The organism is Streptomyces sp. Xyl84 (assembly GCF_059731885.1).
The window spans coordinates 6,206,809-6,226,021 of sequence record NZ_AP029182.1; the positions used below are offsets into that span (position 1 = coordinate 6,206,809).

At 73.8% G+C, this 19,213-nt stretch carries 20 protein-coding genes; 10 read left to right on the forward strand and 10 right to left on the reverse strand.

Annotated features, from left to right (window positions below; translation table 11 throughout):
- Positions 1-152: 152 nt before the first annotated feature.
- Positions 153-668, reverse strand: a complete 516-nt coding sequence (locus AC6I72_RS26990) for a DinB family protein (protein ID WP_498003724.1) — start codon at positions 666-668, stop codon at positions 153-155.
- A 313-nt stretch (positions 669-981) separates the two neighbouring features.
- Here AC6I72_RS26990 and AC6I72_RS26995 point away from each other — a divergent pair, with 313 nt between their 5' ends.
- Entirely contained in the window at positions 982-1,893 is a 912-nt protein-coding gene (locus AC6I72_RS26995; protein WP_498003725.1) for a Gfo/Idh/MocA family protein, read from the forward strand.
- Here AC6I72_RS26995 and lnt read toward each other — a convergent pair.
- Both lnt and AC6I72_RS27005 read right to left on the reverse strand, forming a co-directional pair.
- Positions 1,811-3,388, reverse strand: a complete 1,578-nt coding sequence (gene lnt / locus AC6I72_RS27000; protein WP_498003726.1) for an apolipoprotein N-acyltransferase — start codon at positions 3,386-3,388, stop codon at positions 1,811-1,813. The two genes, AC6I72_RS26995 and lnt, sit on opposite strands and share 83 nt — an antisense overlap.
- Positions 3,389-3,662: 274 nt before the next feature.
- Positions 3,663-4,433: a hypothetical protein gene (locus AC6I72_RS27005; RefSeq protein ID WP_498003727.1), complete on the reverse strand. Its 771-nt coding sequence runs from the start codon at positions 4,431-4,433 to the stop codon at positions 3,663-3,665.
- Between the two features lie 469 nt (positions 4,434-4,902).
- Between AC6I72_RS27005 and AC6I72_RS27010 the strand changes: the two genes are divergently transcribed.
- Positions 4,903-5,643: an SDR family NAD(P)-dependent oxidoreductase gene (locus AC6I72_RS27010; RefSeq protein WP_498003728.1), complete on the forward strand. Its 741-nt coding sequence runs from the start codon at positions 4,903-4,905 to the stop codon at positions 5,641-5,643.
- 62 nt (positions 5,644-5,705) lie between these two features.
- Here AC6I72_RS27010 and AC6I72_RS27015 read toward each other — a convergent pair whose 3' ends face one another.
- From AC6I72_RS27015 to AC6I72_RS27025, 3 genes are all read right to left on the reverse strand, one after another.
- Entirely contained in the window at positions 5,706-5,885 is a 180-nt protein-coding gene (locus AC6I72_RS27015; RefSeq protein ID WP_498003729.1) for a hypothetical protein, read from the reverse strand.
- A 105-nt stretch (positions 5,886-5,990) separates the two neighbouring features.
- A complete protein-coding gene (locus AC6I72_RS27020) occupies positions 5,991-6,866 on the reverse strand; it encodes an undecaprenyl-diphosphate phosphatase (RefSeq protein ID WP_498003730.1) in 876 nt (291 codons plus the stop codon).
- A 190-nt stretch (positions 6,867-7,056) separates the two neighbouring features.
- The gene (locus AC6I72_RS27025; RefSeq protein WP_498003731.1) at positions 7,057-7,836 is read right to left on the reverse strand and encodes a TVP38/TMEM64 family protein; all 780 of its coding nucleotides are present in this window, start codon (positions 7,834-7,836) and stop codon (positions 7,057-7,059) included.
- 49 nt (positions 7,837-7,885) lie between these two features.
- Between AC6I72_RS27025 and AC6I72_RS27030 the strand changes: the two genes are divergently transcribed.
- From AC6I72_RS27030 to AC6I72_RS27040, 3 genes are all read left to right on the forward strand, one after another.
- Complete coding sequence (locus AC6I72_RS27030; protein ID WP_498003733.1) at positions 7,886-8,671, forward strand: DNA alkylation repair protein; 786 nt, start codon at positions 7,886-7,888, stop codon at positions 8,669-8,671.
- A 204-nt stretch (positions 8,672-8,875) separates the two neighbouring features.
- Positions 8,876-10,045: an elongation factor Tu gene (gene tuf / locus AC6I72_RS27035; protein ID WP_498003734.1), complete on the forward strand. Its 1,170-nt coding sequence runs from the start codon at positions 8,876-8,878 to the stop codon at positions 10,043-10,045.
- Between the two features lie 241 nt (positions 10,046-10,286).
- On the forward strand, positions 10,287-11,132 hold the full coding sequence (locus tag AC6I72_RS27040) for a spermidine synthase (protein WP_498003735.1): 846 nt from the start codon (positions 10,287-10,289) through the stop codon (positions 11,130-11,132).
- Positions 11,133-11,216: 84 nt separating this feature from the next.
- Here the strand turns inward: AC6I72_RS27040 and AC6I72_RS27045 are convergent, their stop codons facing one another.
- Positions 11,217-12,284 (reverse strand): DUF8017 domain-containing protein, encoded by a 1,068-nt coding sequence (locus AC6I72_RS27045; protein WP_498003736.1) that lies wholly within the window; start codon positions 12,282-12,284, stop codon positions 11,217-11,219.
- 145 nt (positions 12,285-12,429) lie between these two features.
- Here AC6I72_RS27045 and AC6I72_RS27050 point away from each other — a divergent pair, with 145 nt between their 5' ends.
- Together AC6I72_RS27050 and AC6I72_RS27055 are read left to right on the forward strand one after the other, a co-directional pair.
- Positions 12,430-12,867, forward strand: a complete 438-nt coding sequence (locus tag AC6I72_RS27050) for a DUF4442 domain-containing protein (RefSeq protein WP_037856531.1) — start codon at positions 12,430-12,432, stop codon at positions 12,865-12,867.
- Positions 12,868-13,216: 349 nt separating this feature from the next.
- Complete coding sequence (locus AC6I72_RS27055; protein ID WP_498003737.1) at positions 13,217-13,873, forward strand: DedA family protein; 657 nt, start codon at positions 13,217-13,219, stop codon at positions 13,871-13,873.
- A 165-nt stretch (positions 13,874-14,038) separates the two neighbouring features.
- Here AC6I72_RS27055 and AC6I72_RS27060 read toward each other — a convergent pair whose 3' ends face one another.
- Positions 14,039-14,596, reverse strand: a complete 558-nt coding sequence (locus AC6I72_RS27060; RefSeq protein ID WP_498003738.1) for a gamma carbonic anhydrase family protein — start codon at positions 14,594-14,596, stop codon at positions 14,039-14,041.
- A 97-nt stretch (positions 14,597-14,693) separates the two neighbouring features.
- On the opposite strand from AC6I72_RS27060, the gene AC6I72_RS27065 reads away from it, so the two are divergent.
- Positions 14,694-15,521, forward strand: coding sequence for an acyltransferase (locus AC6I72_RS27065; protein WP_498003739.1), 828 nt, complete (start codon positions 14,694-14,696; stop codon positions 15,519-15,521).
- Between the two features lie 181 nt (positions 15,522-15,702).
- Here AC6I72_RS27065 and AC6I72_RS27070 read toward each other — a convergent pair whose 3' ends face one another.
- A complete protein-coding gene (locus AC6I72_RS27070) occupies positions 15,703-16,560 on the reverse strand; it encodes an EamA family transporter (RefSeq protein ID WP_498003740.1) in 858 nt (285 codons plus the stop codon).
- 92 nt (positions 16,561-16,652) lie between these two features.
- Between AC6I72_RS27070 and AC6I72_RS27075 the strand changes: the two genes are divergently transcribed.
- Complete coding sequence (locus AC6I72_RS27075) at positions 16,653-17,225, forward strand: cupin domain-containing protein (protein ID WP_498003741.1); 573 nt, start codon at positions 16,653-16,655, stop codon at positions 17,223-17,225.
- Between the two features lie 42 nt (positions 17,226-17,267).
- Complete coding sequence (locus AC6I72_RS27080; RefSeq protein ID WP_498003742.1) at positions 17,268-17,822, forward strand: YbaK/EbsC family protein; 555 nt, start codon at positions 17,268-17,270, stop codon at positions 17,820-17,822.
- A gap of 137 nt (positions 17,823-17,959) precedes the next feature.
- Here the strand turns inward: AC6I72_RS27080 and AC6I72_RS27085 are convergent, their stop codons facing one another.
- Positions 17,960-19,198, reverse strand: a complete 1,239-nt coding sequence (locus tag AC6I72_RS27085) for a 4-hydroxybenzoate 3-monooxygenase (RefSeq protein ID WP_498003743.1) — start codon at positions 19,196-19,198, stop codon at positions 17,960-17,962.
- Positions 19,199-19,213: the final 15 nt, after the last annotated feature.

Consider the following 19,213-nt stretch of genomic DNA (forward strand, 5'->3'; position numbering starts at 1 on the left):
CCCGTGCAGTCGGCGCGGTGCGGGTGGGTGACTACGCCCGTGCAGTCGGCGCGGTGCGGGTGGGTGACGACGCCGGTGCCGCCGGCCGGCGCGGCCGCGCACCACCCCCCCCGCCCCGGCTCGGGACCCGCCCCGGCTCGGGGCCCGTCCCGTCAGTCGCCCGTCGCCCCGTCGATGCGCTGGCGGATCAGGTCGGCGTGGCCGTTGTGCCGGGCGTACTCCTCGATCATGTGGGTGTAGATCCACCGCAGGTTGAAGGCCTCGTCGGTGAACCTGCTCCTGCCCTTCGACAGGTCGTCCAGGCCGACGCCCGCGGAGAGGCGGCGTGCGGCCTCGATCTCGGCCTGCCAGGTGGCGTGGGCCTCGGCCCAGGTGTCGGTGCCGGTGACGTGGAAGTCGCCGTCGGGGTCCTCCTCGTCGTAGTAGATCGGCCCGGCGTCCTCACCGGCCAGCACCCTGCGGAACCAGCTCCGCTCCACCTCCGCCATGTGCCGCACCAGGCCCAGCAGGGTCAGGTCGGACGGTGGGGTGGAGGCGGTGCGCAGCTGTTCGTCGGTCAGGCCCTCGCACTTCCACGCCAGGGTCTGGCGGTGGTAGTCCAACCAGCCCTCCAGCATGGTGCGTTCGTCGGCTGTCAGGGCGGGCTCGCGGCGTTCGGTCGTCGTCATGCGACGATCGTCGCTCAGGCGTGGCCCGCACACCACGGGTTTTCCCCGCCGCGGAGCAGGCCGGCCGGCGGTTCCCCCGGCCCCGCCCGCACCTCGTCGAGAGCGGGGAGCCGCGCGCCCGGCGCACCGGTGAACGGGCTCGCGCCCGGTGCGGGCACGCGGGGCGACCGAGCGCCGCGTGCTCCCGGCCCCCCGCCGGGAGCGCCACCGCGCGGCTTCGACGGGGCATCGCCCGCCGGCGGCCCACGCGGCGCCCGTATGCTGCCGTGCGGGCAGGAACCGCGGACGCGGACGGAACGGCGAGGGAGAACACGTGAAGGTCGGCTGCATCGGACTGGGCGACATCGCCCAGAAGGCGTACCTGCCGGTGCTGGGCACACAGTCCGGAGTCGACCTGCACCTGCAGACCCGGACGCCCGCCACGCTGCAGCGGGTCGCCGACAGCCTGCACCTGCCCGCCGGCCGGCGCCACACCGACCTGGACGCCCTGCTCGCACAGGGCCTCGACGCGGCCTTCGTGCACGCCCCCACCGCCGTCCACCCGGAGATCGTCACCCGGCTCCTGGAGGCCGGCGTACCCACGTACGTCGACAAACCGCTCGCCTACGAACTCGCCGACTCCGCCCGGCTGGTGGAACTCGCCCAAGAACGCGGCGTCTCGCTCATGGTGGGCTTCAACCGCCGCCACGCGCCCGGATACGCGCAGTGCGCCGAGCACCCGCGCGAGCTGATCCTCCTGCAGAAGAACCGCGTGGGGCTGCCCGAGGAGCCCCGCACGATGATCCTCGACGACTTCATCCACGTCGTGGACACCCTGCGGTTCCTGGTGCCGGGACCGGTCGACGACGTCACCGTGCGCGGCCGGATGCGCGACGGACTGCTGCACCACGTCGTGCTGCAGCTCGCGGGGGACGGGTTCACCGCGCTCGGCGTGATGAACCGCCTCAGCGGCTCCGCGGAGGAGATCCTCGAGGTCTCCGGACAGGACACCAAGCGCCAGGTGGTCAACCTCGCCGAGACCATCGACCACAAGGGACAGCCGACCGTGCGCCGGCGCGGCGACTGGGTGCCCGTCGCCCGCCAGCGCGGCATCGAACAGGCCGTGCTGGCCTTCCTGGACGCGGTCCGCGCGGGCACGGTCCTCAGCGCCCGGGACGCGCTGGAGACCCACGAGCTGTGCGAGCGCGTCCTGCGGACGGTGCTGGAGCGCTCCGGCGCGGCCTGAGCAGCGCCCGCACCCCCTCGGTCACGCACAGCGCGGCCAGCACCAGCAGCGCCGCGAGCACCGGCCAGTCGCCGTAGCGGACGTAGAGGGTGACGCCGTGCGCGGTCGGTACGTCGTACACCCGCGCCGTGCTCGCGCCGGTGCCGAGCCAGGGGCCGGCGCGCCGGCCGTCCGGGCCGTAGACGGCGGACACCCCGGTCAGCGTGGCGTGCACCATGGGGCGCCCGGTCTCGGCGGCGCGCAGCGCCCCGAGCGAGGCGTGCTGCCCGGGCGCCCAGCTGTGCTGGAACGTGGAGGTCGAGGACTGGGCCAGCAGCACCCCGGCACCGTCCCGCGCCAGGTGCCGGCTCATGTCGGGGAACGCGGTCTCGAAGCAGATCAGCGGACCGATGCGCAGTCCGTGGCCGACGTCCATGACCACCTGTCCGGTGCCCCGCCTGCGGTCCTCGCCGGCGGCCTTGCCGACGGAGGTCGCCCAGCCCAGCAGCGAGCGGGCCGGGACGTACTCGCCGAACGGGACCAGCCGCATCTTGTCGTAGCGGTCGCCGGTCGGGCCGTCCGGGCCGATCAGCACGGCACTCTTGTAGATGCCGGGCCGGTCGGAGCGCCGGGCGTCCACGTCGACCAGGACGTCCGCGCCGGCCTCCCGGGAGAGGGCCGCGAGCCGCCGGGCCAGGTCCGGCCGCTGCGCGAGGTCGAACCCGACGCTGCTCTCCCCCCAGACGACCAGGTCGACGTGGCGTCCCACTAGGCCGCGGGTCAGCTGCTCCTCGCGGTCGAACCGCCGCTGCCCGCTGTCGGTCCCGCCGATCATGCCCGGCTGGACCACGGCGATGCGGACCCGGCCGTCGACCTCCGGGCGCGGTGCCCAGACCCAGGCCGCCGAGGTCAGCGCGGCGGTGGCGGCGAGGCAGGCCACCGCGGGCGCCCGGACCCCGCGCACCGCCACGAGCACGGCGACCGCCACGTCGACGGCCACCACCAGGAAGCTCAGCAGCCACACACCGCCGACCGAGGCCAGACGCAGGGCCGGCGCCACCTGCCACTGGCTGGCGCCCAGCATGCCCCAGGGGCCGCCCAGCCCCTGCCAGGACCGGACGAGTTCGACGGCCAGCCAGGCCGACGGCAGCACGACGAGGGAGGCCGCGCAGCGGCCGGCGGAGGGCGTGCCGCCGAGGAACCGCCGCACCAGCCACCCCCAGGGCGCCCAGAGCGCACCCAGCAGCGCCGCCAGCACCACCGTGAACACGTGCAGGCTCGGCAGCAGCCAGTGGTGCACGGCCAGCATGAAGCCCAGGCCGCCGCACCAGCCGTCGTACGCGGCCCGCCGCCCGGTCGGCGCGCAGCGGGCCAGCAAAATCCACGGGACGAGCGCCACGTACGCGAACCACCACAGCGCCGGAGCGGGGAAGGCGAGCATCGGCAGCGCACCGGCGAGGGCGGCGAGCACCGAACGCCGCCATGGGGAGCCGAGCGAGCGGCCTGACGTCTTCATAGGGCGCCCTCCTACCCGTGGACGGCTCCGCTTACCCGGCGATCTTCGGACGGCTTCCAGTGTGCGCGCCGCCAGCCCCTGCGCGCAGGCGGGCGACGGCCCGGACAGCCCGGACGCTCCACGAACCGGCCGCCTGCTTGCGGATGTCCGGCGGTCCGTACGACCGGGGGCGGCGCGGCCGGCGCCGGACGGCTCCCCGGCCGTACGGAACCGGCCGGACGACCTGCGGCTCCCAGGCCCGCTCCCTGCGCCCCGGGTCAGTGGGCGACCCCCCTCACTCCGCAGCCGTGGCCTCGCCGAGCTTGGCCAGCTGGGTCCTGATGATCACGTCCGGCACGACGGCCGGGCCCTCGCCCCCGGAACGTCCGGGGCGGTGGAACGCGGAGAACATGACGACCGTCGTACCCAGCCGGACGGCCACGACGGCGTACGGAACCCGGACCGGCCGCTCGCCCTGGTCGCCGGCCGCGAGCTGGGTGAGGCGCAGAGACACGGAGGCGTCGCCGTAGTCCGGGTCGGGCCGCAGCGCGACGGCTTCGTAGCGGAAGCCCGCCTGGACGTCCTCGAAGGTCCGGCAGCGCTCGGCGGCGGTCCGCAGGGCGCCGATCACTCGTGTGGCGTCCCGGAGACTGTGTGACGACAGGGTCATGGTGGCTCCGGGGCCGTGCTCCTCGGAGAAGAGCTGCCGACCGGCGCGGGCTGTGGCGGTGAAGCCGCTGCCTGCGCCCAGGGCGTGAACGACGGGGGTGCAGGCGGCAGGGGCGGCCGCCCGGTGAGCCGCCGGGGCTGCCGTCGCCATGAACCGGACCTCGTAGCCCTTGAGATCCGTACCGGTGATCGCTGCCTGCTCCAGGGCCCGCTCGCTCAGCGGCCTGGCCGGGCCGCCGGAGGTCCCGGCGTGCCCGGGTCCTGCGCCTGTTGCGGGGGCCGGTCCGGGCCCGCACGCGGTCAGCGCGTACATGGTCATGAGGCCGGCCACCGCCAGGCCGGCCGTCGTACGGCGCACCACGCGCACCACTGTCTCCCCCTGGTTCGTCGAGCACACGGAGGATCCCGCCGGCTCGGTGACATCGCGCGGACCGGCCGCTCCGGTTCACCGCGTGCGGCAGCAGAGTAGGGCGTTCGTGCCGTCGGCGGGAAGGATCACCGTCCGCTCGCGGCCGAGGTGCGCGTGTTGGGCCGGTCGGGTGAGCTGGAGGGGGCCGCCGTGCCGCTTCCGCGGCCGTCGGCCGGTCAGGTGCCCACGCGCCCGCGGGCCTAGGCCCTGTCGTCGAATTCCCGCCTGCCTCGCGGCGCCATGCACGCACTCTCGCCGCACCGGGCCCAGACCCGAGTACGTCCAGTACGAGGGTCAGGGCCCGGCACGCCGAGAGCACGCACCTGACGCCGCGAGGCCCGCCCTCCGGGCGGACGACGGGAATTCGACGACAGGACCTAGGATGATCACATCCGGGCCACCCGCCGGCGCGTGACGCGGGTGTGGCAGGCAGCGGGCGAGGAGACCGGAGGTCGGTATGAAGCGTCTCGTGACGGTCGTCACCGGCGGCAGCCGGGGCATCGGCGCCGCCGTCTGCCGGCGGCTGGCGGCCGACGGGCATGACGTGGTGATCGGCTACGTCCGTGACACCGGCGCCGCGGAAGCCGTCGCGGACGAGGTGCTGGAGGCGGGGGCACGCAGTGTCGCCGTGCGCGTGGACACCTCCGTCGAAGCGGACGTCGAGCGGCTCTTCGCCACGGCCGAGGAGCGGCTGGGGCCCGTGACGGGCCTGGTCAACAACGCCGGCGTGACCGGGCCGCTGGGCCGGCTCGCCGATACGGACACCGCCGACCTGCGCCGCGTCGTGGACGTCAACCTCCTGGGCACGCTGCTGTGTTCACGGCGTGCGGCCCAGCTGATGGGCCCGCGCGGAAATGGCGTGATCGTGAACGTGTCGTCCGCCGCCGCCACCCTCGGCAGCCCCGGCGAGTACGTCCACTACGCGGCGACGAAGGCCGCCGTGGACGCGCTGACCCTGGGGCTGGCCAAGGAACTGGGCCCGGAGGGCATCCGCGTCAACGCGGTCGCACCCGGCATGATCGACACGGAGATGCACGCGGCGATGGGCGACCCGGACCGGGCCCACCGCGCCGCCGCCGGCATTCCGCTGCGCCGCCCCGGGCGGGCCGAGGAGATCGCCGCCGCCGTCGCCTGGCTGATGTCACCGGACGCCTCCTACGCGTCGGGAGCGGTCCTGCGGGTCTCCGGCGGACGCTGACACCGCACCGCCGCCCGGTGGCCGGAGGGCTGTCCCGGGGCGTCAGCGGCTCCGGCGTGGCCTCACGCCGCTTCCACCACCCGGCCCCGGATGGCGGCGGCCCACTCGACCACCAGCAGCTCGTACTCCGCACGCTCCTGGGCCGTCAGCGACCCGCCCGCACGCAGCCAGAGCGCCCGGATCTGCTCGTTCAGCTCGGCGGCGGACCGCACGGAACCAAGGGCCATGGAATTGGGGGACATGGCCACAAGCGTAGGGGCAAGCACTGACGCTGCGCTACCGGACGGCTACGGGAACCGTATGGAGTCGGTCACCGTCGCCGCCTCCGTCCGCCCACTCCCGCCCGCTCACCCCGCCGACTCGGCGGCGTGGGGACTGAGCACGCCGGCCGTGACCAGCCCGATGATGACGAGACCGAGTGCGATCCGGTACCGGACGAACGGCATGAAGCTCTTGGTCGAGATGTACTTCATGAACCATGCGATGACCGCGTACCCGGACACGAAGGCGACCACCGTCGCCGACAGCGTCGGCCCCCACGCCACCTGGCCGCTCTCCATCGCGTCCTTCAACTCGAAGGCGCCCGAGGCCAGTACGGCGGGAACGGCCAGCAGGAAGGAGTAACGGGCCGCCGCCTCGCGCCGGTAGCCCATGAACAGCCCGCCGCTGATGGTGGCGCCGGAGCGGGACACCCCGGGCACGAGCGCCATGGCCTGGCAGCAGCCGTAGACCAGACCGTCCTTGACTCCCAGGTCCCGCAGGTCCTTGCGCTGCTGCGGCGCCCGGTGCCGGCCGCCCTTCTCGTCGCGCGCCGCCAGCCGGTCGGCGACGCCGATGACCACGCCGACCCCGACGAGCATGGCCGCGGTCACCCGCAGATCACGGAACGGCCCCTCGATCTGGTCCTTGAGCGTCAGGCCGAGCACCCCGATCGGCACGGAACCCACGATCACCAGCCAGCCCGTCCGGGCATCGGGGTCGCGGCGCATCGAGGCGTCGAGGAGCGAGCGGGACCAGGCCGCGACGATCCGGCCGATGTCCTTGCGGAAGTAGATCAGCACGGCGGACTCCGTGCCGATCTGGGTGATCGCGGTGAAGGCGGCGCCGGGGTCCTCCCAGCCGGAGAAGGCGGCCGTCAGCCGCAGATGCGCGCTGGAGGAGACGGGGAGGAACTCGGTCAGCCCCTGGACGAGTCCGAGGACGAGCGATGCGAACCAAGACATGGAGGTACCGAGTCCAAGTGCCGGGCGGGAGAGGGCGACGGGCGCAGCGCGCACCCGGGCCGCCGGGAGCCGGGACCGCTGCGCCGAGGGGCAGCGTAGCCCGTCGACATGACGAGATCCCTACCCGGGCTTTACCGACACTTTACGGCAGGGTGTGGTTCCGACGGCGGTGTCCTCGATGCCGGTGTCCTCAACGCCCGCGCAGATGATGCCGCTTGCGCCAGGCGATCGCCGCGCCCGCCAGCGCCGGGACGGCGATACAGGCCATCGCGATCAGGAACGCCGGTGAGGTCGGCGTGGCGGCGCGGGCCCCGGCGACCGCGTAGGCGGCGGTGTTCGGAACCGACCCGAGCGCCGTCGCGAGCAGGAACGCCGGCCAGCCCATGCGGGAGACGGCGGCGCAGTAGTTGGCCGCCCAGAACGGCACCCCCGGGAACAGCCGGGCCGCCATCATCGAACGGAACCCGTGCCGGCTCAGCTGACCGTCCGCCGCCCTCAGCAACCTGCCCCGCAGCAGCGGCCGCAGCGCGTCCTGGCCCAGCACACGCCCCAGACCGAAGGCGATCCCGGCGCCGAGGACCGTACCGGCCAGCGCCGCCGCAAGCCCGAGCGCCGAGCCGAACAGCGCGCCCGCGGCGAGGTTCAGCAACGGACGCGGCACGAACGCCACCGTGCACAGACCGTACGCCGCCGCGAACAGCAGGACCGCCGCGAACCCGCCGAGCTGCGGCGGCCAGCCGTGCGCCAGCAGCCGCTGCGGCTGGAAGAGCAGCACGCACGCACCGGCCGCCGCGAGCAGCGCGAGCAGCAGGGACAGCCGCGCCCAGGGCGACAGCAGGACTCTGGCGCAACGGGCGGACGCGGTGAGGGTGAGGGGCGCGGCCGTGAGGACGGCGGCGCCCGGCTCCGTGACGCCGGCCCGGGGAGAGGCCGTGGCGGTGCCCCCAGAGCGGTTGGTGGCATCGAGCATCTGGTGACAGTAACCGACAGGTGTGTCTGATCGCCGTATGGTTCGTCTCATGAGGGTCACAGACGCGGGCACCCCGGCGGTGCCGGACAGCGCTCTCGCCGACACCGTCCTGGAGCGGCTGACCACCGCCTACGCCGCCGCGGCCGACCCCCGACGGGCCCCCGCCCTGCGCGCGTACATGAAGGACGTCGCCCCCTTCCTCGGTCTGACCGCACCCGTGCGCCGCGCCCTGTCCCGCACCGTCCTCGCGGGCACGCCCCGGCCAGACGAGGCCGACTGCACGGCGATCGCGCTGCGCTGCTGGGAGCTGCCCGAGCGCGAGTACCAGTACTTCGCCGTCGACTACCTGCGCCGCCACGTGGGGCGTTGCTCCTCGGCGTTCCTGCCCGTGGCACGGCACCTGATCACCACCGTCCCCTGGTGGGACACCGTGGACCTGCTCGCGGCACACGTCGTCGGCCCGCTCGTCGCCGCCGACCCCCGGCTGACGGCGGACATGGACGCCTGGATCGCTGACGAGAACCTCTGGGCCGCCCGCACCGCCCTGCTCCACCAGCTCCGCTACCGGCAACGCACCGACAGCGCGCGCCTGTTCGCCTACTGCGTGCGCCAGGCCGGGCACCCGGACTTCTTCGTGCGCAAGGCCATCGGGTGGTCGTTGCGCGAGTACGCCAAGACGGACCCGCAGGCCGTACGGGACTTCGTGGCCCGCGAACGGGGCCGGTTCGCGCCGCTGTCGGTGCGGGAGGCCCTGCGGAACATCGGCCCCCTGAACGCCGCCGGTGTCCTGGCCGGGCCGAAAACCATTCGACGCGCGGCCGCCCCTCGGCGATGATCGACCCATGTTCCGGCACGCCTTCCTCCTCGCAGCATCCGCGGTCGCGGATGCTCCGAAGGCTGCCGTCCGGATCCTCGTCGCCGCAGTCGACGGCGCCCGAAGCTGACCCTCCCCGGATCGTCCGGCGGACCCCGCAGGGGGAGGGTCGGCACTCCTTCGGGGTCCCGCGTCACCTTCACCACCAGGCTTCGAGGTACAGCCATGCCCAAGACGGCGTACGTACGCACCAAACCGCACCTGAACATCGGCACGATGGGGCACGTCGACCACGGCAAGACCACCCTGACCGCCGCCATCACCAAGGTCCTGGCCGAGCGCGGCACCGGCACGTTCGTGCCCTTCGACCGCATCGACCGGGCTCCGGAGGAGGCCGCCCGCGGCATCACCATCAACATCGCGCACGTCGAGTACGAGACCGACACCCGGCACTACGCGCACGTCGACATGCCCGGTCACGCCGACTACGTGAAGAACATGGTCACCGGCGCCGCTCAGCTCGACGGGGCGATCCTCGTGGTCTCCGCGCTCGACGGGATCATGCCGCAGACCGCCGAACACGTCCTGCTCGCCCGGCAGGTGGGCGTCGACCACATCGTCGTCGCGCTCAACAAGGCCGACGCGGGCGACGGCGAACTGACCGACCTCGTCGAGCTGGAGGTCCGCGACCTGCTCACCCGGCAGGGATACCCCGGCGACGCGGTACCGGTCGTGCGGGTCTCCGGGCTGAGGGCGCTGGAGGGCGACCCCCGCTGGACGGCGTCGGTCGAGGCGCTGCTCGACGCGGTGGACACCTATGTGCCGGTGCCCGAGCGGTACCTCGACGCGCCGTTCCTGCTGCCGGTGGAGAACGTGCTCACCATCACCGGCCGCGGCACCGTCGTCACCGGAGCCGTGGAACGGGGCAGGGTCCGCGTCGGGGACCGGGTCGAGGTGCTGGGCGCGGAGACCGAGACGGTGGTCACCGGCCTGGAGACGTTCGGCAAGCCGATGGAGGAGGCGCAGGCCGGGGACAACGTGGCGCTGCTGCTGCGCGGGGTCCCGCGCGGCGCGGTCCGTCGCGGGCACGTCGTCGCGGCGCCCGGCAGCGTGCGGCCCCGGCGGCGGTTCACGGCGCGGGTGTACGTGCTGTCGGCGCGCGAGGGCGGCCGGACGACCCCGGTCGCCACGGGGTACCGGCCGCAGTTCTACATCCGCACCGCGGACGTGGTCGGCGACGTCGACCTCGGCGAGGCGGGACTCGCGCGGCCGGGGGACACGGTCACCATGACGGTCGAACTGGGCCGCGAGGTGCCCCTGGAGCCGGGCCTGGGCTTCGCCGTCCGCGAGGGCGGCCGGACGGTGGGGGCGGGGACCGTGACCACCGTCGGCTGAGGACGGCCGGCTGCGAGCGGCCTCCCGGGTCACGGCTGCCGGCCGTGACTTCCGGCCGTGGCTCCCGGTCGTGACGCGCGGCCGTGACCTCGGGCCGCGATTTCCCGGCCCGTGAGGTGCGGGTGCCGTGCCATCGGCGGTGGCCGGTGGCACGGCACCGGCGGGGGCCGCCGGTGCCCGCGTGCGTGCCCGCACCGCGCCTGCCTGTCCGGTGGGAGGGCCGTCCCGGCACAATGGTGGGGTGACCGAGCCCATACCCGTGAGCCGCGCCGTCGATCACGGGACCGCCAAACTGATGCCCGACGTCGACCGCGAGCGCGCGTGGCTGCTGACCGTGGACGGCGCGCCGCAGTCGTACGTCGATCTGGACGCGCCCACCCACCTGGAGTTCGAGTACGCGCGCAGGCTCGGGCACGTGCTGGACACCGTGGCGCGGGAGGGCCGTCCCTTGGACGTGCTGCACCTGGGCGGCGGCGCCCTCACGCTGCCCCGGTACGTGGCGGCGACCCGGCCGGGTTCACGCCAGGACGTGGTCGAGGCCGACCGGGGCCTGCTGGAACTGGTCGTCGGACATCTCCCGCTGCCCCAGGGATCGGGCATCGACCTGCACGCGGCCGATGCCCGCGCCTGGCTGGAAACCGCCCCGGCCGACGCGGCCGACGTGCTGATCGCCGACGTATTCGGCGGCTCCCGGGTCCCGGCGCACCTCACCTCCCTCGCCTACGCGCGTCAGGCGGAGCGCGTGCTGCGGCCCGACGGCGTCTACCTGGCCAACCTCGCGGACGCCGCGCCCTTCGCGTTCCTGCGCTCCCAACTCGCCACGTTCGCCGCGGTGTTCGAGGAGATCGCGCTCATCGCCGAGCCGGGCGTGCTGCGGGGGCGCCGCTTCGGCAACGTGGTGCTGATCGCCTCGCACCGCCCGATCGAGACGGCCGCCCTGGCCCGGCGCACCGCCTCGGACACGTTCCCCGCCCGGGTGGAACACGGCGCCGCGCTGCGGGAGTTCGTCGGCGCCGTCCGGCCGGTGCGGGACGAGGACGCAGTGGCGTCGCCCGAGCCGCCGGGCGGGGCGTTCGGCATCGGCTGAACGCCCCCCGCGGCGCAGTCGCCGGCACCCGCCGCCGCTGTCACCCGCCGGTGCGGCTGCCGGTTCCGGCCGCCGCCCTCGCCGTCACCCTCCGGTGGGCGTCCCGTGCAGGCGGACCGTGGCGAGGACCTTCATGACGGTCGCCTTGGGCACCTCGTCGCGGACGCCCTTCACGCCGTAGAAGTTCCACGACACGAAGTCGCCGGCGGAGTTCTTGAAGCCGAAGGTGAGCGCCTTGCCGTCGGTCGCGCACTTGCCCTTCATCGGCGTCTTCGTCGACTGGGCCCAGGCGATGCTGCCCTCGATGCCCGAGGTGGTCTTGAAGGGCTGGGCCTTCTTGTCGAAGGAGATGCTCTTCTTGTCGGGCTGGGTGAAACCGCCGTACACCCACCACGGCACCGTGTTCACCGCGACCTCGTCGGTGTTCTTCGCGCCGTCGGCGCCCTTGACGCCCATGGTGGCCAAGGACGTGCTCTCGGTACGCCCGTCCTTGTCGTCGTCGGACGTGCACCACTTCGACTTGTCCTGGGCGAGCCCGGACATGACCGCGAGCAGCTTGCCGGTCTTGTGGTCCTCGAAACTGACGCCGACACCCGGCGGCTTGACCTCCCAGTCCGCGGGCACGTCGAAGGCGACGCCCCACTTGGGATTGACGACGACCTTCCAGCCCGCGATCTGCGGCTTCTCGGTCTCGTTGCCCCGGGGGTTGTCGTCCGGGGCGGAGCCGGAGGGGCCGGTGCCGGTGGAGGCGGGCGCCGACGCGGTCCCGGACACCGGCGGGGTCGCGCCGGAGTCCTTGCCACCGCCGTTCGCCGTGTCGTCCTTCTTCCCGCCGAGCACCAGGAAGCCGGTCACACCGGCGGCCACCACCACGGCCGCCGCCGCGACGATCGCGACGATCTTCGTCCGGTTGCCGCCGCCCCCGCCGTTCCCGCCGCCACCGCCGGCCGGCGGCTGCGGCATGCCGGGAGGCACCGGCGCGCCCCACTGCGGCTGCGGCTGCTGCGGAGGCTGCTGGGCATACGGGTTGGGCTGCTGGTAGCCGGGCTGCTGATACGGATTCGGCTGCTGGTACCCCGGCTGCTGGTACGGGTTGCTCTGCGGGTCCTGCGGGTTCTGCTCGCCCCCGGGCGGCTGCTGTCCTGGCCACATGAGCAGTAACCCTAGGGCTCCGGGGACACGATCCGGTCACCGGGCCTTGTCAGGGACGTACCGGAAAGCGGAGGGGGAGAGGCGGCGTCCGGTCTGGTCAGCGCGGGCTACTCATGAGTAACCTTCGGCCATGAACGCAGATCAGATGTCGATCGGCGAGCTGCTCGCCGCCACGGTGCCGATGGTGCGCACCCTGAACCTCGAGTACCTGGAGACCACGCCGGAGCGGGCCGTGCTCGCCCTGCCGGACCAGGAGGAGTACCGCAACCACGTCGGAGGCCCGCACGCCGGCGCGATGTTCACGCTGGGGGAGTCGGCCAGCGGTGCGATCGTGCTGGCCGCCTTCGGTGACCAGCTCGCGAGGGCGGTGCCGCTGCCGGTCGACGCCCGGATCGCCTTCAAGAAGATCGCCCTGGGCCCGGTCCGGGCCACCGCGACCCTCGGCCGCCCCGCCGCCGAGGTCGTCGCCGAACTCGACGAGGGCAAGCGCCCCGAGTTCCCGGTGACCGTGGAGATCCAGCGCGAGGACGGCGCCGTCACCACGGAGATGACCGTGGTCTGGACCCTCCGCCCCAACAACTGACGGCCGGCCCGGGCGGAGGACGGAGGCGGGGGTCAGGGCGGGAGGCGGCGCGTGGCCGGGGCGGGCCGGACTCGTGCCGGACGCTGAGGCGGCGGTGGGCTCCAGCGGCGGGGTCTCGCGGGGCGGCAGACGCAAGCTCCCCACCTCGCTGACCTCGAAGATCACCGCCCCGGCCCCGTCACCGGCCTTCGCGCACGGTCCGGGCCGCGCTCGCCCGGTTCCCCGGCTCCGGCGCCGACGGCGCTCAGGGCACGCCGGAAGCCTGAGCCGACCCGGTACGCTTCCTGGGGGGCGCGCCTTCGTGGCGCCTTTCGTGAACGCACGGACGCGAATCGGGGAGGAACCGGCGGTGCACGTCCAGGATTGGCTCGACACGGTGCCTTCGGCCGCTGTCTACGCGGTGGTGGCACTGGTCATCGGAGTGGAGAGCCTGGGCATTCCGCTGCCCGGCGAGATCGTCCTGGTCTCCGCCGCGCTGCTGTCCTCCCAGCATTCGGGCATCAACCCCGTCGTGCTCGGCGCGTGCGCCACCGCGGGCGCGGTGATCGGTGACTCCATCGGCTACGCCATCGGCCGCAAGGGCGGCAGACCGCTGCTCGCCTGGCTCGGCGACAAGTTCCCCAAGCACTTCAGCGAGGGTCATGTCGCCACGGCGGAACGGTCCTTCCAGAAGTGGGGCATGTGGGCGGTGTTCTTCGGCCGCTTCGTCGCCCTGCTGCGCATCTTCGCGGGCCCGCTCGCAGGCGTGCTGCACATGCCGTACTGGAAGTTCCTGATCGCCAACGTCCTCGGCGGCATCTGCTGGGCGGGCGGCACCACGGCCGCCATCTACTACATCGGGGTCGTCGCCGAGTCCTGGCTGAAGAAGTTCTCCTGGCTCGGCCTGGTGGCGGCCGTGCTGATCGGCCTCGTGTCGTTCCTGGTGATCAAGCGCAAGGCCAAGAAGGCGCAGGCCGCCCACCAGCAGGAGACCGAGGCGGCGGAGCCGGTCGCGGCCGGCGAGTAGCGCCCGCGCGCGCCCGCCCCGCCCGGGGCGCACCGCCTCTTCGCGTTCCCCGCCGGACCGGCCTGGCACCGGACCCGTCCGGCGGGCGGTCTCGCACTCCCGGCGGGACGGCCCGCCACCGGTTTCCCGAGGTCGGTCCGCTACAGGCTCCCCGAGGTCGGTCCGCTACCGGCTCCCGGTCGGCGGGTGCTCCTGCGCGTGGACGTCGCGGTGCGCCTCGGCCAGTTCCGCGTACATCGTGCCGTTGAGCGTGATCCCCTGCCGTTCCTCCTCGGTCAGTTCCCGCCTGACCTTGGCCGGCACGCCCGCGACCAGTGATCCCGGCGGTACCCGCATGCCCTGCGGCACCAGGGCCTGCGCGGCCACCAGCGATCCCGCCCCGATCACCGCCCCGTTCAGCACCGTCGCGCCCATCCCGACCAGGCAGTCGTCCTCGACCGTGGCGCCGTGCACCACGGCGTTGTGGCCGATGGAGACGCGCTCACCGACGCTGACGGGGAAACCCGGATCGGCGTGCAGCGTGCAGTTGTCCTGCACGTTGCTGTGCGCGCCGACGGAGATCCGTTCCACGTCACCGCGCAGCACCGCCCCGTACCAGACGCTCGCGCCCGAGCCGAGCGTCACCGCACCGATCACCGTCGCCGTGGGGGCCACGAACGCCTCCGCGTCCACCTGCGGCTCCCGCCCGCCGATGCCCGTGATCAGCGCCTTCTGCGTCGCCATCGTCCCGCCTTCCCCTGCCGTCCACGGCCCCGTCCGGGCCCGGTACCACGGCACCGTACGTCATCCGGTGGGGTGAAGATCACAGGTGTCCGGCCGGATGGGGCCACCGGGGGCTGAGTACGGTGAGCGGGTGCCTCAGCGCAAGAACACGTTCTCGTCCCGGTCCTCCTCATGGTCGCGCCGCCTCGCGCAGCGCGCCGTCCACGCGGGCTGGGCCTGGGTGCAGCGCACGGGTTCCGTCACGGCGGAACACCCCGGGCGGCTGCGCTTCGGTGCGATGGGAACAGGTACCAGACTGGCCTTTCCGCTCGGTACGGTCTTCGGCGAACCCTGGATCCACCTCGGTGCCCACTGCATCATCGGCGAGCAGGTCACGCTGACCGCCGGGCTGATGCCCGACCTCGACCTCGGGCCGGACCCGATCCTGCGCATCGGCGACGGCGTCGTCCTCGGGCGCGGCAGCCACGTCATCGCGGACACCACCGTCACCATCGGCAGCGACTGCTACTTCGGTCCCTACGTGTACGTCACCTCCACCAACCACTCCTACGACGACCCGCACCAGTCCATCGGCAAGCAGTGGCCGCGGATGGAGCCGGTACGGATCGGCCCGGGATGCTGGATCGGCACCGGTGCGGTCGTCCTGCCGGGCGCCAGGATCGGGCGGAACGTGGTGGTCGCCGCCGGTGCGGTCGTCCGCGGGGAGGTGCCCGACCACGCGGTGGTGGCCGGGGCGCCCGCCCGGGTCGTACGCCGCTGGACGCCCGACGAGGGCTGGCAGCCGCCGCTGCGGACCCCGGCGCCGGTGCCGCTGCCGGACGGCATCACTCCGGAGCAGCTGCGGGCGCTCGCGGCACTGGCCGAGGACGGCCCGGGGCAGAACGGCCCCGGGCAGAAAGTTCCTGGGCAGAACGCCCCGGAGTAGGACAGCAGCCCGGCGGCTGGCAGGGCGGCAGCCGGACGGGGAGCAGGGCGGCAGCCGGCGGCGAACGCCGGTCGGGGAGCAGAAGGCGGTACGGCGCAGGCGGGCAGCCCGGGGCGGAAGCCGGTCGAGCGGGCGCGGCGCCGCCCGGCCGTCGCCGCGCGCGTCACCGACGTGGCGTCCCTCAGCCGGTCGCCAGCAGCAGGGTGCCCACCATCGCCAGTCCCGCCCCCGCCGCCTGGACGGCCCGGAGGCGTTCGCTGAGGAAGCCGCGCGCGGCCAGCGCGGTCACCACCGGGTAGAGCGAGGCCAGGACGGCGGCCACGGTGACCGGGCCGTGCTGCGCGGCGACCGCGTAGGTGCCGTTGGCCGCGACGTCCGCGAGACCGACGAAGGCGAGCGCCGGCAGCGAGGTCCACGGGAAGCCGGTCGCGGGCAGCACCTCGCCGCCGCGGCGCGCGGAGGCGTACAGCGCGGCGCCGCCCGCCGCCACGTTGGTCACGCGCTGCACGAAGAGCGCCAGGAACAGGCCGGTGACGGTGGTCGAGGCCTCGGCGATCAACGCGAACACGGTGCCGAAGCCGACCGCCGCGACGAGCGTCAGCAAGATCGTCCGCCGCTGCACGGTGGCGCCCCGCGTCCGGGGGCCGCCGGCCAGGACGACGCCGGTGACGGCGACCGCGATGCCCGCGATCTGCGTCGGTCCCGGTCGTTCACCGAGCACCAGGCCGACCCCGATGGGGATCGCCACGCTCAGGGTGGCGAGCGGGGAGACCACTCCCATGGGGCCGAGCGCGAGTGCCTTGTAGAAGGAGAGCATGGCCACCGGCCCGACCAGACCCGCGGCGACCGCGCACCACAGCCGGGGGCCCGCCTCGCTCCAGCCGCCGGTGGCGAGCACGATCGCGCCCAACACCACGGCCGCGATCGACTGGGACACCACGACGACGGTCAGCGCCGGGTTGCGTCGTGTCAGCAGTCCGCCGCCGAAGTCGGCCAGGCCCCACAGGAGGCTGGTGGCCAGGGCGAAGAGTGCTGTCACGGTGGCCTCGCAGTACAGTGCGGCGAACGATCGGGTGCAACCCACCGTAGTTCAGTGAATTAATCTCTGTCATCCAAAATATTGGACGGAATGTGTCGGACCTCGAACTGCTGACCCAGTCCCTGGCGCGCAACGTCAAACGCTGGCGCGGCGAGCGCGGCTTCACCCTGGACACGCTCGCCGCCCGCGCGGCGGTCAGCCGCGGCATGCTCATCCAGATCGAGCAGGCCCGCACCAACCCCAGTCTGGGCACCGTCGTCAAGATCGCGGACGCCCTCGGTGTCAGCATCACCACGCTGCTCGACTACGAACAGGGCCCCCGCGTCCGTGTCGTCCCCGGCGACCAGGCGGTCCGCCTGTGGCACACCGACGCGGGCAGCTACAACCGCCTGCTCGCCGGTGCCGAGGCGCCCGGCCCGCTGGAGATGTGGGAATGGCGGCTGGTGCCGGGCGAGTCCAGCGCGTCCGACCCGCATCCGGCGGGCACCTTCGAACTGGTCCACGTCACCGCCGGGGAACTGACCCTCGTCGTGGACGGGACGGAGTACCGCGTGCCCGAGGGCGCGAGCGCGTCGTTCGAGGCCAGCGCGGCGCACAGCTACGCCAATCACGGCGACGTGCCGATGAACATGGTGATGGCGGTCTCCGTCCCGCCCGTGCACTGAGACGCCCGCCCGCGCCCCACGCACTGTTGCTAGCGTGCGGACATGCGCGCACCCATCGGCCACTTCGACCAGGCCACCGCCGCCCCCGACTGCCTCGACGAGCTGACCCGCCCGGTCGCCGACGCCGTACGCCACTGGCGCGGCAGCGTCCCCGCCGACCAGTTCGTCTACGTCGAGACCGACCCGCAGTGGGCCGACACCGCCACCTTCGTCGAGCACTACGGCCGCGACCTCCTCGAGCGGTCGGCGAACTGCGTGGTGGTCGCGGGCAAGCGCGGCGGCGAGTCGCGGCTGGCGGCCTGCGTGGTGCTCTCCACCACGCGCGTCGACGTCAACGGCGTGGTGCGCCGCCAACTCGACGCACGCAAGGCGTCGTTCGCGCCGATGGAGGTCGCCACGGGGGAGACCGGCATGGAGTACGGCGGCATCACCCCCCTCGGCCTCCCCGGGGACTGGCCGGTCCTCGTGGACTCGGCCGTGGTCGACCTGCCGTACGTCCTGGTCGGCAGCGGCCGCCGGCGGGGCAAACTCCTCATGCCGGGCAAGGCGTTCGCGGAACTGCCGGGGGCCGTCGTCCTCGACGGGCTGGGGGTCTGAGCCGCCCTCCATACGGTGCAGGGGCGAGCCGCGCTCGGGGTTCGGTCGCACTCAAGCCTGAGCCGTACCCGGGCCCGAACCGCGCCGAGACCCGGGTCCGCGCCCGGGGCTGCGTCGCACCCGGACCCGAGTCACGCTCACGGATGGGCGGCCGTGCCCAGGTACTGCTCGGCGAAGGCGGCCGCGGCGGCCGGTGAGGTGAACAGCCGGCGCAGCCGGGCCAGCGTCGTGCCCGCCCGGTACGGGTCGCCCGACGCCGTGCCGTGGTAGACGTCGGAGAGCCACTGGGAGAACTCCTGGTAGTCCCACACCCGCCGCAGGCTCGCCGCCGAGTAGCCGCTCAGAGGGCGGTCGTCGCCCGTGATGAGCCGGGCGGCGAGCGCGTCGCCGAGCAGGAAGGCGTCGTGCAGGGCCAGGTTCATGCCCTTCGCCGCGATGGGCGCGGTCAGGTGTGCCGCGTCGCCGGCCAGGAACAGCCGGCCGGAGGCCATCGGCTCCACGACGTAGTCGTGCATGGCGAGCACCCGTTTCTCCAGCAGCCGGCCCTCCTGGAGCGGCGGGGCGTCCGCCGCCGCGAGCCGCTGCCGCAGTTCCGCCCAGACCCGCTCGTGCGGCCAGTTCTCCGGGTCGTCGCCGGGCGGGCACTGCAGGTAGTAGCGGCTCACCTCGGCGCTGCGGGGCATGTGGCCGGCGAACCCGCGGGGGTGGACGCCGAACAGGACGCAGTCGGCCGACGCCGGTGCCTCGGCGAGCAGCGCCAGCCAGCCGACGCCGTAGTCGTGCCGTGCGATCCGGGCGTGCGCGGGCGCCAGAGCCGCCCGGCTCACCCCGCGCGCTCCGTCGCACCCGGCGACGAAGTCGCAGTGCACCAGGTGCCGTTCGCCCGTCTCGGCGCAGCGGTAGGAGACCGACGGATGGTCGGTGCCGATGTCGTGCAGGGTCACGTCCCGCACCCCGAAGCGGATGTCGCCGCCCCGGACGTCGGCGTACTCGTGCACGAGGTCCTTCACGAGCAACGGCTGCGGGCAGACGTAGTGGTGCTGACCCGTCATGTCCGTGTAAGGGAAGCGGTGGCGCTCGCCGTCGAAGCGGAACTCGCAGGTGGTGTGCCGGCCCGCCCCTTCCAGCAGCCGCACCGCCAGCCCGCGCCGGCGCAGTCCCCGCACGGCCCCCGCTTCCAGGACACCGGCGCGCGGGCGCTGCTCTATGAACTGCCGGGACTGCGTCTCCAGGACCAGGCAGTCCACGGAGGCGGCCCGGAGGATGTTGCCGACCGTGAGCCCCGCGGGGCCGGCGCCGATCACGACGACGGGACGGCGGGAGGGGGAGGCGGCGCGGGAGGGGGAGGCGCCGGGGTGGGGGGAGATCTGGGTCACCCCGGCATTATGTCG

What these genes read in the sequence shown, in the direction of transcription:
- AC6I72_RS26990 (WP_498003724.1), bottom strand. Translation starts at nt 668, where the DNA reads ATGACGACGACCGAACGCCGCGAGCCCGCCCTGACAGCCGACGAACGC.
- lnt (WP_498003726.1), bottom strand. Translation starts at nt 3,388, where the DNA reads ATGAAGACGTCAGGCCGCTCGCTCGGCTCCCCATGGCGGCGTTCGGTG.
- AC6I72_RS27010 (WP_498003728.1), top strand. Translation starts at nt 4,903, where the DNA reads ATGAAGCGTCTCGTGACGGTCGTCACCGGCGGCAGCCGGGGCATCGGC.
- AC6I72_RS27015 (WP_498003729.1), bottom strand. Translation starts at nt 5,885, where the DNA reads ATGTCCCCCAATTCCATGGCCCTTGGTTCCGTGCGGTCCGCCGCCGAG.
- AC6I72_RS27020 (WP_498003730.1), bottom strand. Translation starts at nt 6,866, where the DNA reads ATGTCTTGGTTCGCATCGCTCGTCCTCGGACTCGTCCAGGGGCTGACC.
- AC6I72_RS27025 (WP_498003731.1), bottom strand. Translation starts at nt 7,836, where the DNA reads ATGCTCGATGCCACCAACCGCTCTGGGGGCACCGCCACGGCCTCTCCC.
- AC6I72_RS27030 (WP_498003733.1), top strand. Translation starts at nt 7,886, where the DNA reads ATGAGGGTCACAGACGCGGGCACCCCGGCGGTGCCGGACAGCGCTCTC.
- tuf (WP_498003734.1), top strand. Translation starts at nt 8,876, where the DNA reads ATGCCCAAGACGGCGTACGTACGCACCAAACCGCACCTGAACATCGGC.
- AC6I72_RS27045 (WP_498003736.1), bottom strand. Translation starts at nt 12,284, where the DNA reads ATGTGGCCAGGACAGCAGCCGCCCGGGGGCGAGCAGAACCCGCAGGAC.
- AC6I72_RS27050 (WP_037856531.1), top strand. Translation starts at nt 12,430, where the DNA reads ATGTCGATCGGCGAGCTGCTCGCCGCCACGGTGCCGATGGTGCGCACC.
- AC6I72_RS27060 (WP_498003738.1), bottom strand. Translation starts at nt 14,596, where the DNA reads ATGGCGACGCAGAAGGCGCTGATCACGGGCATCGGCGGGCGGGAGCCG.
- AC6I72_RS27065 (WP_498003739.1), top strand. Translation starts at nt 14,694, where the DNA reads ATGGGGCCACCGGGGGCTGAGTACGGTGAGCGGGTGCCTCAGCGCAAG.
- AC6I72_RS27080 (WP_498003742.1), top strand. Translation starts at nt 17,268, where the DNA reads ATGCGCGCACCCATCGGCCACTTCGACCAGGCCACCGCCGCCCCCGAC.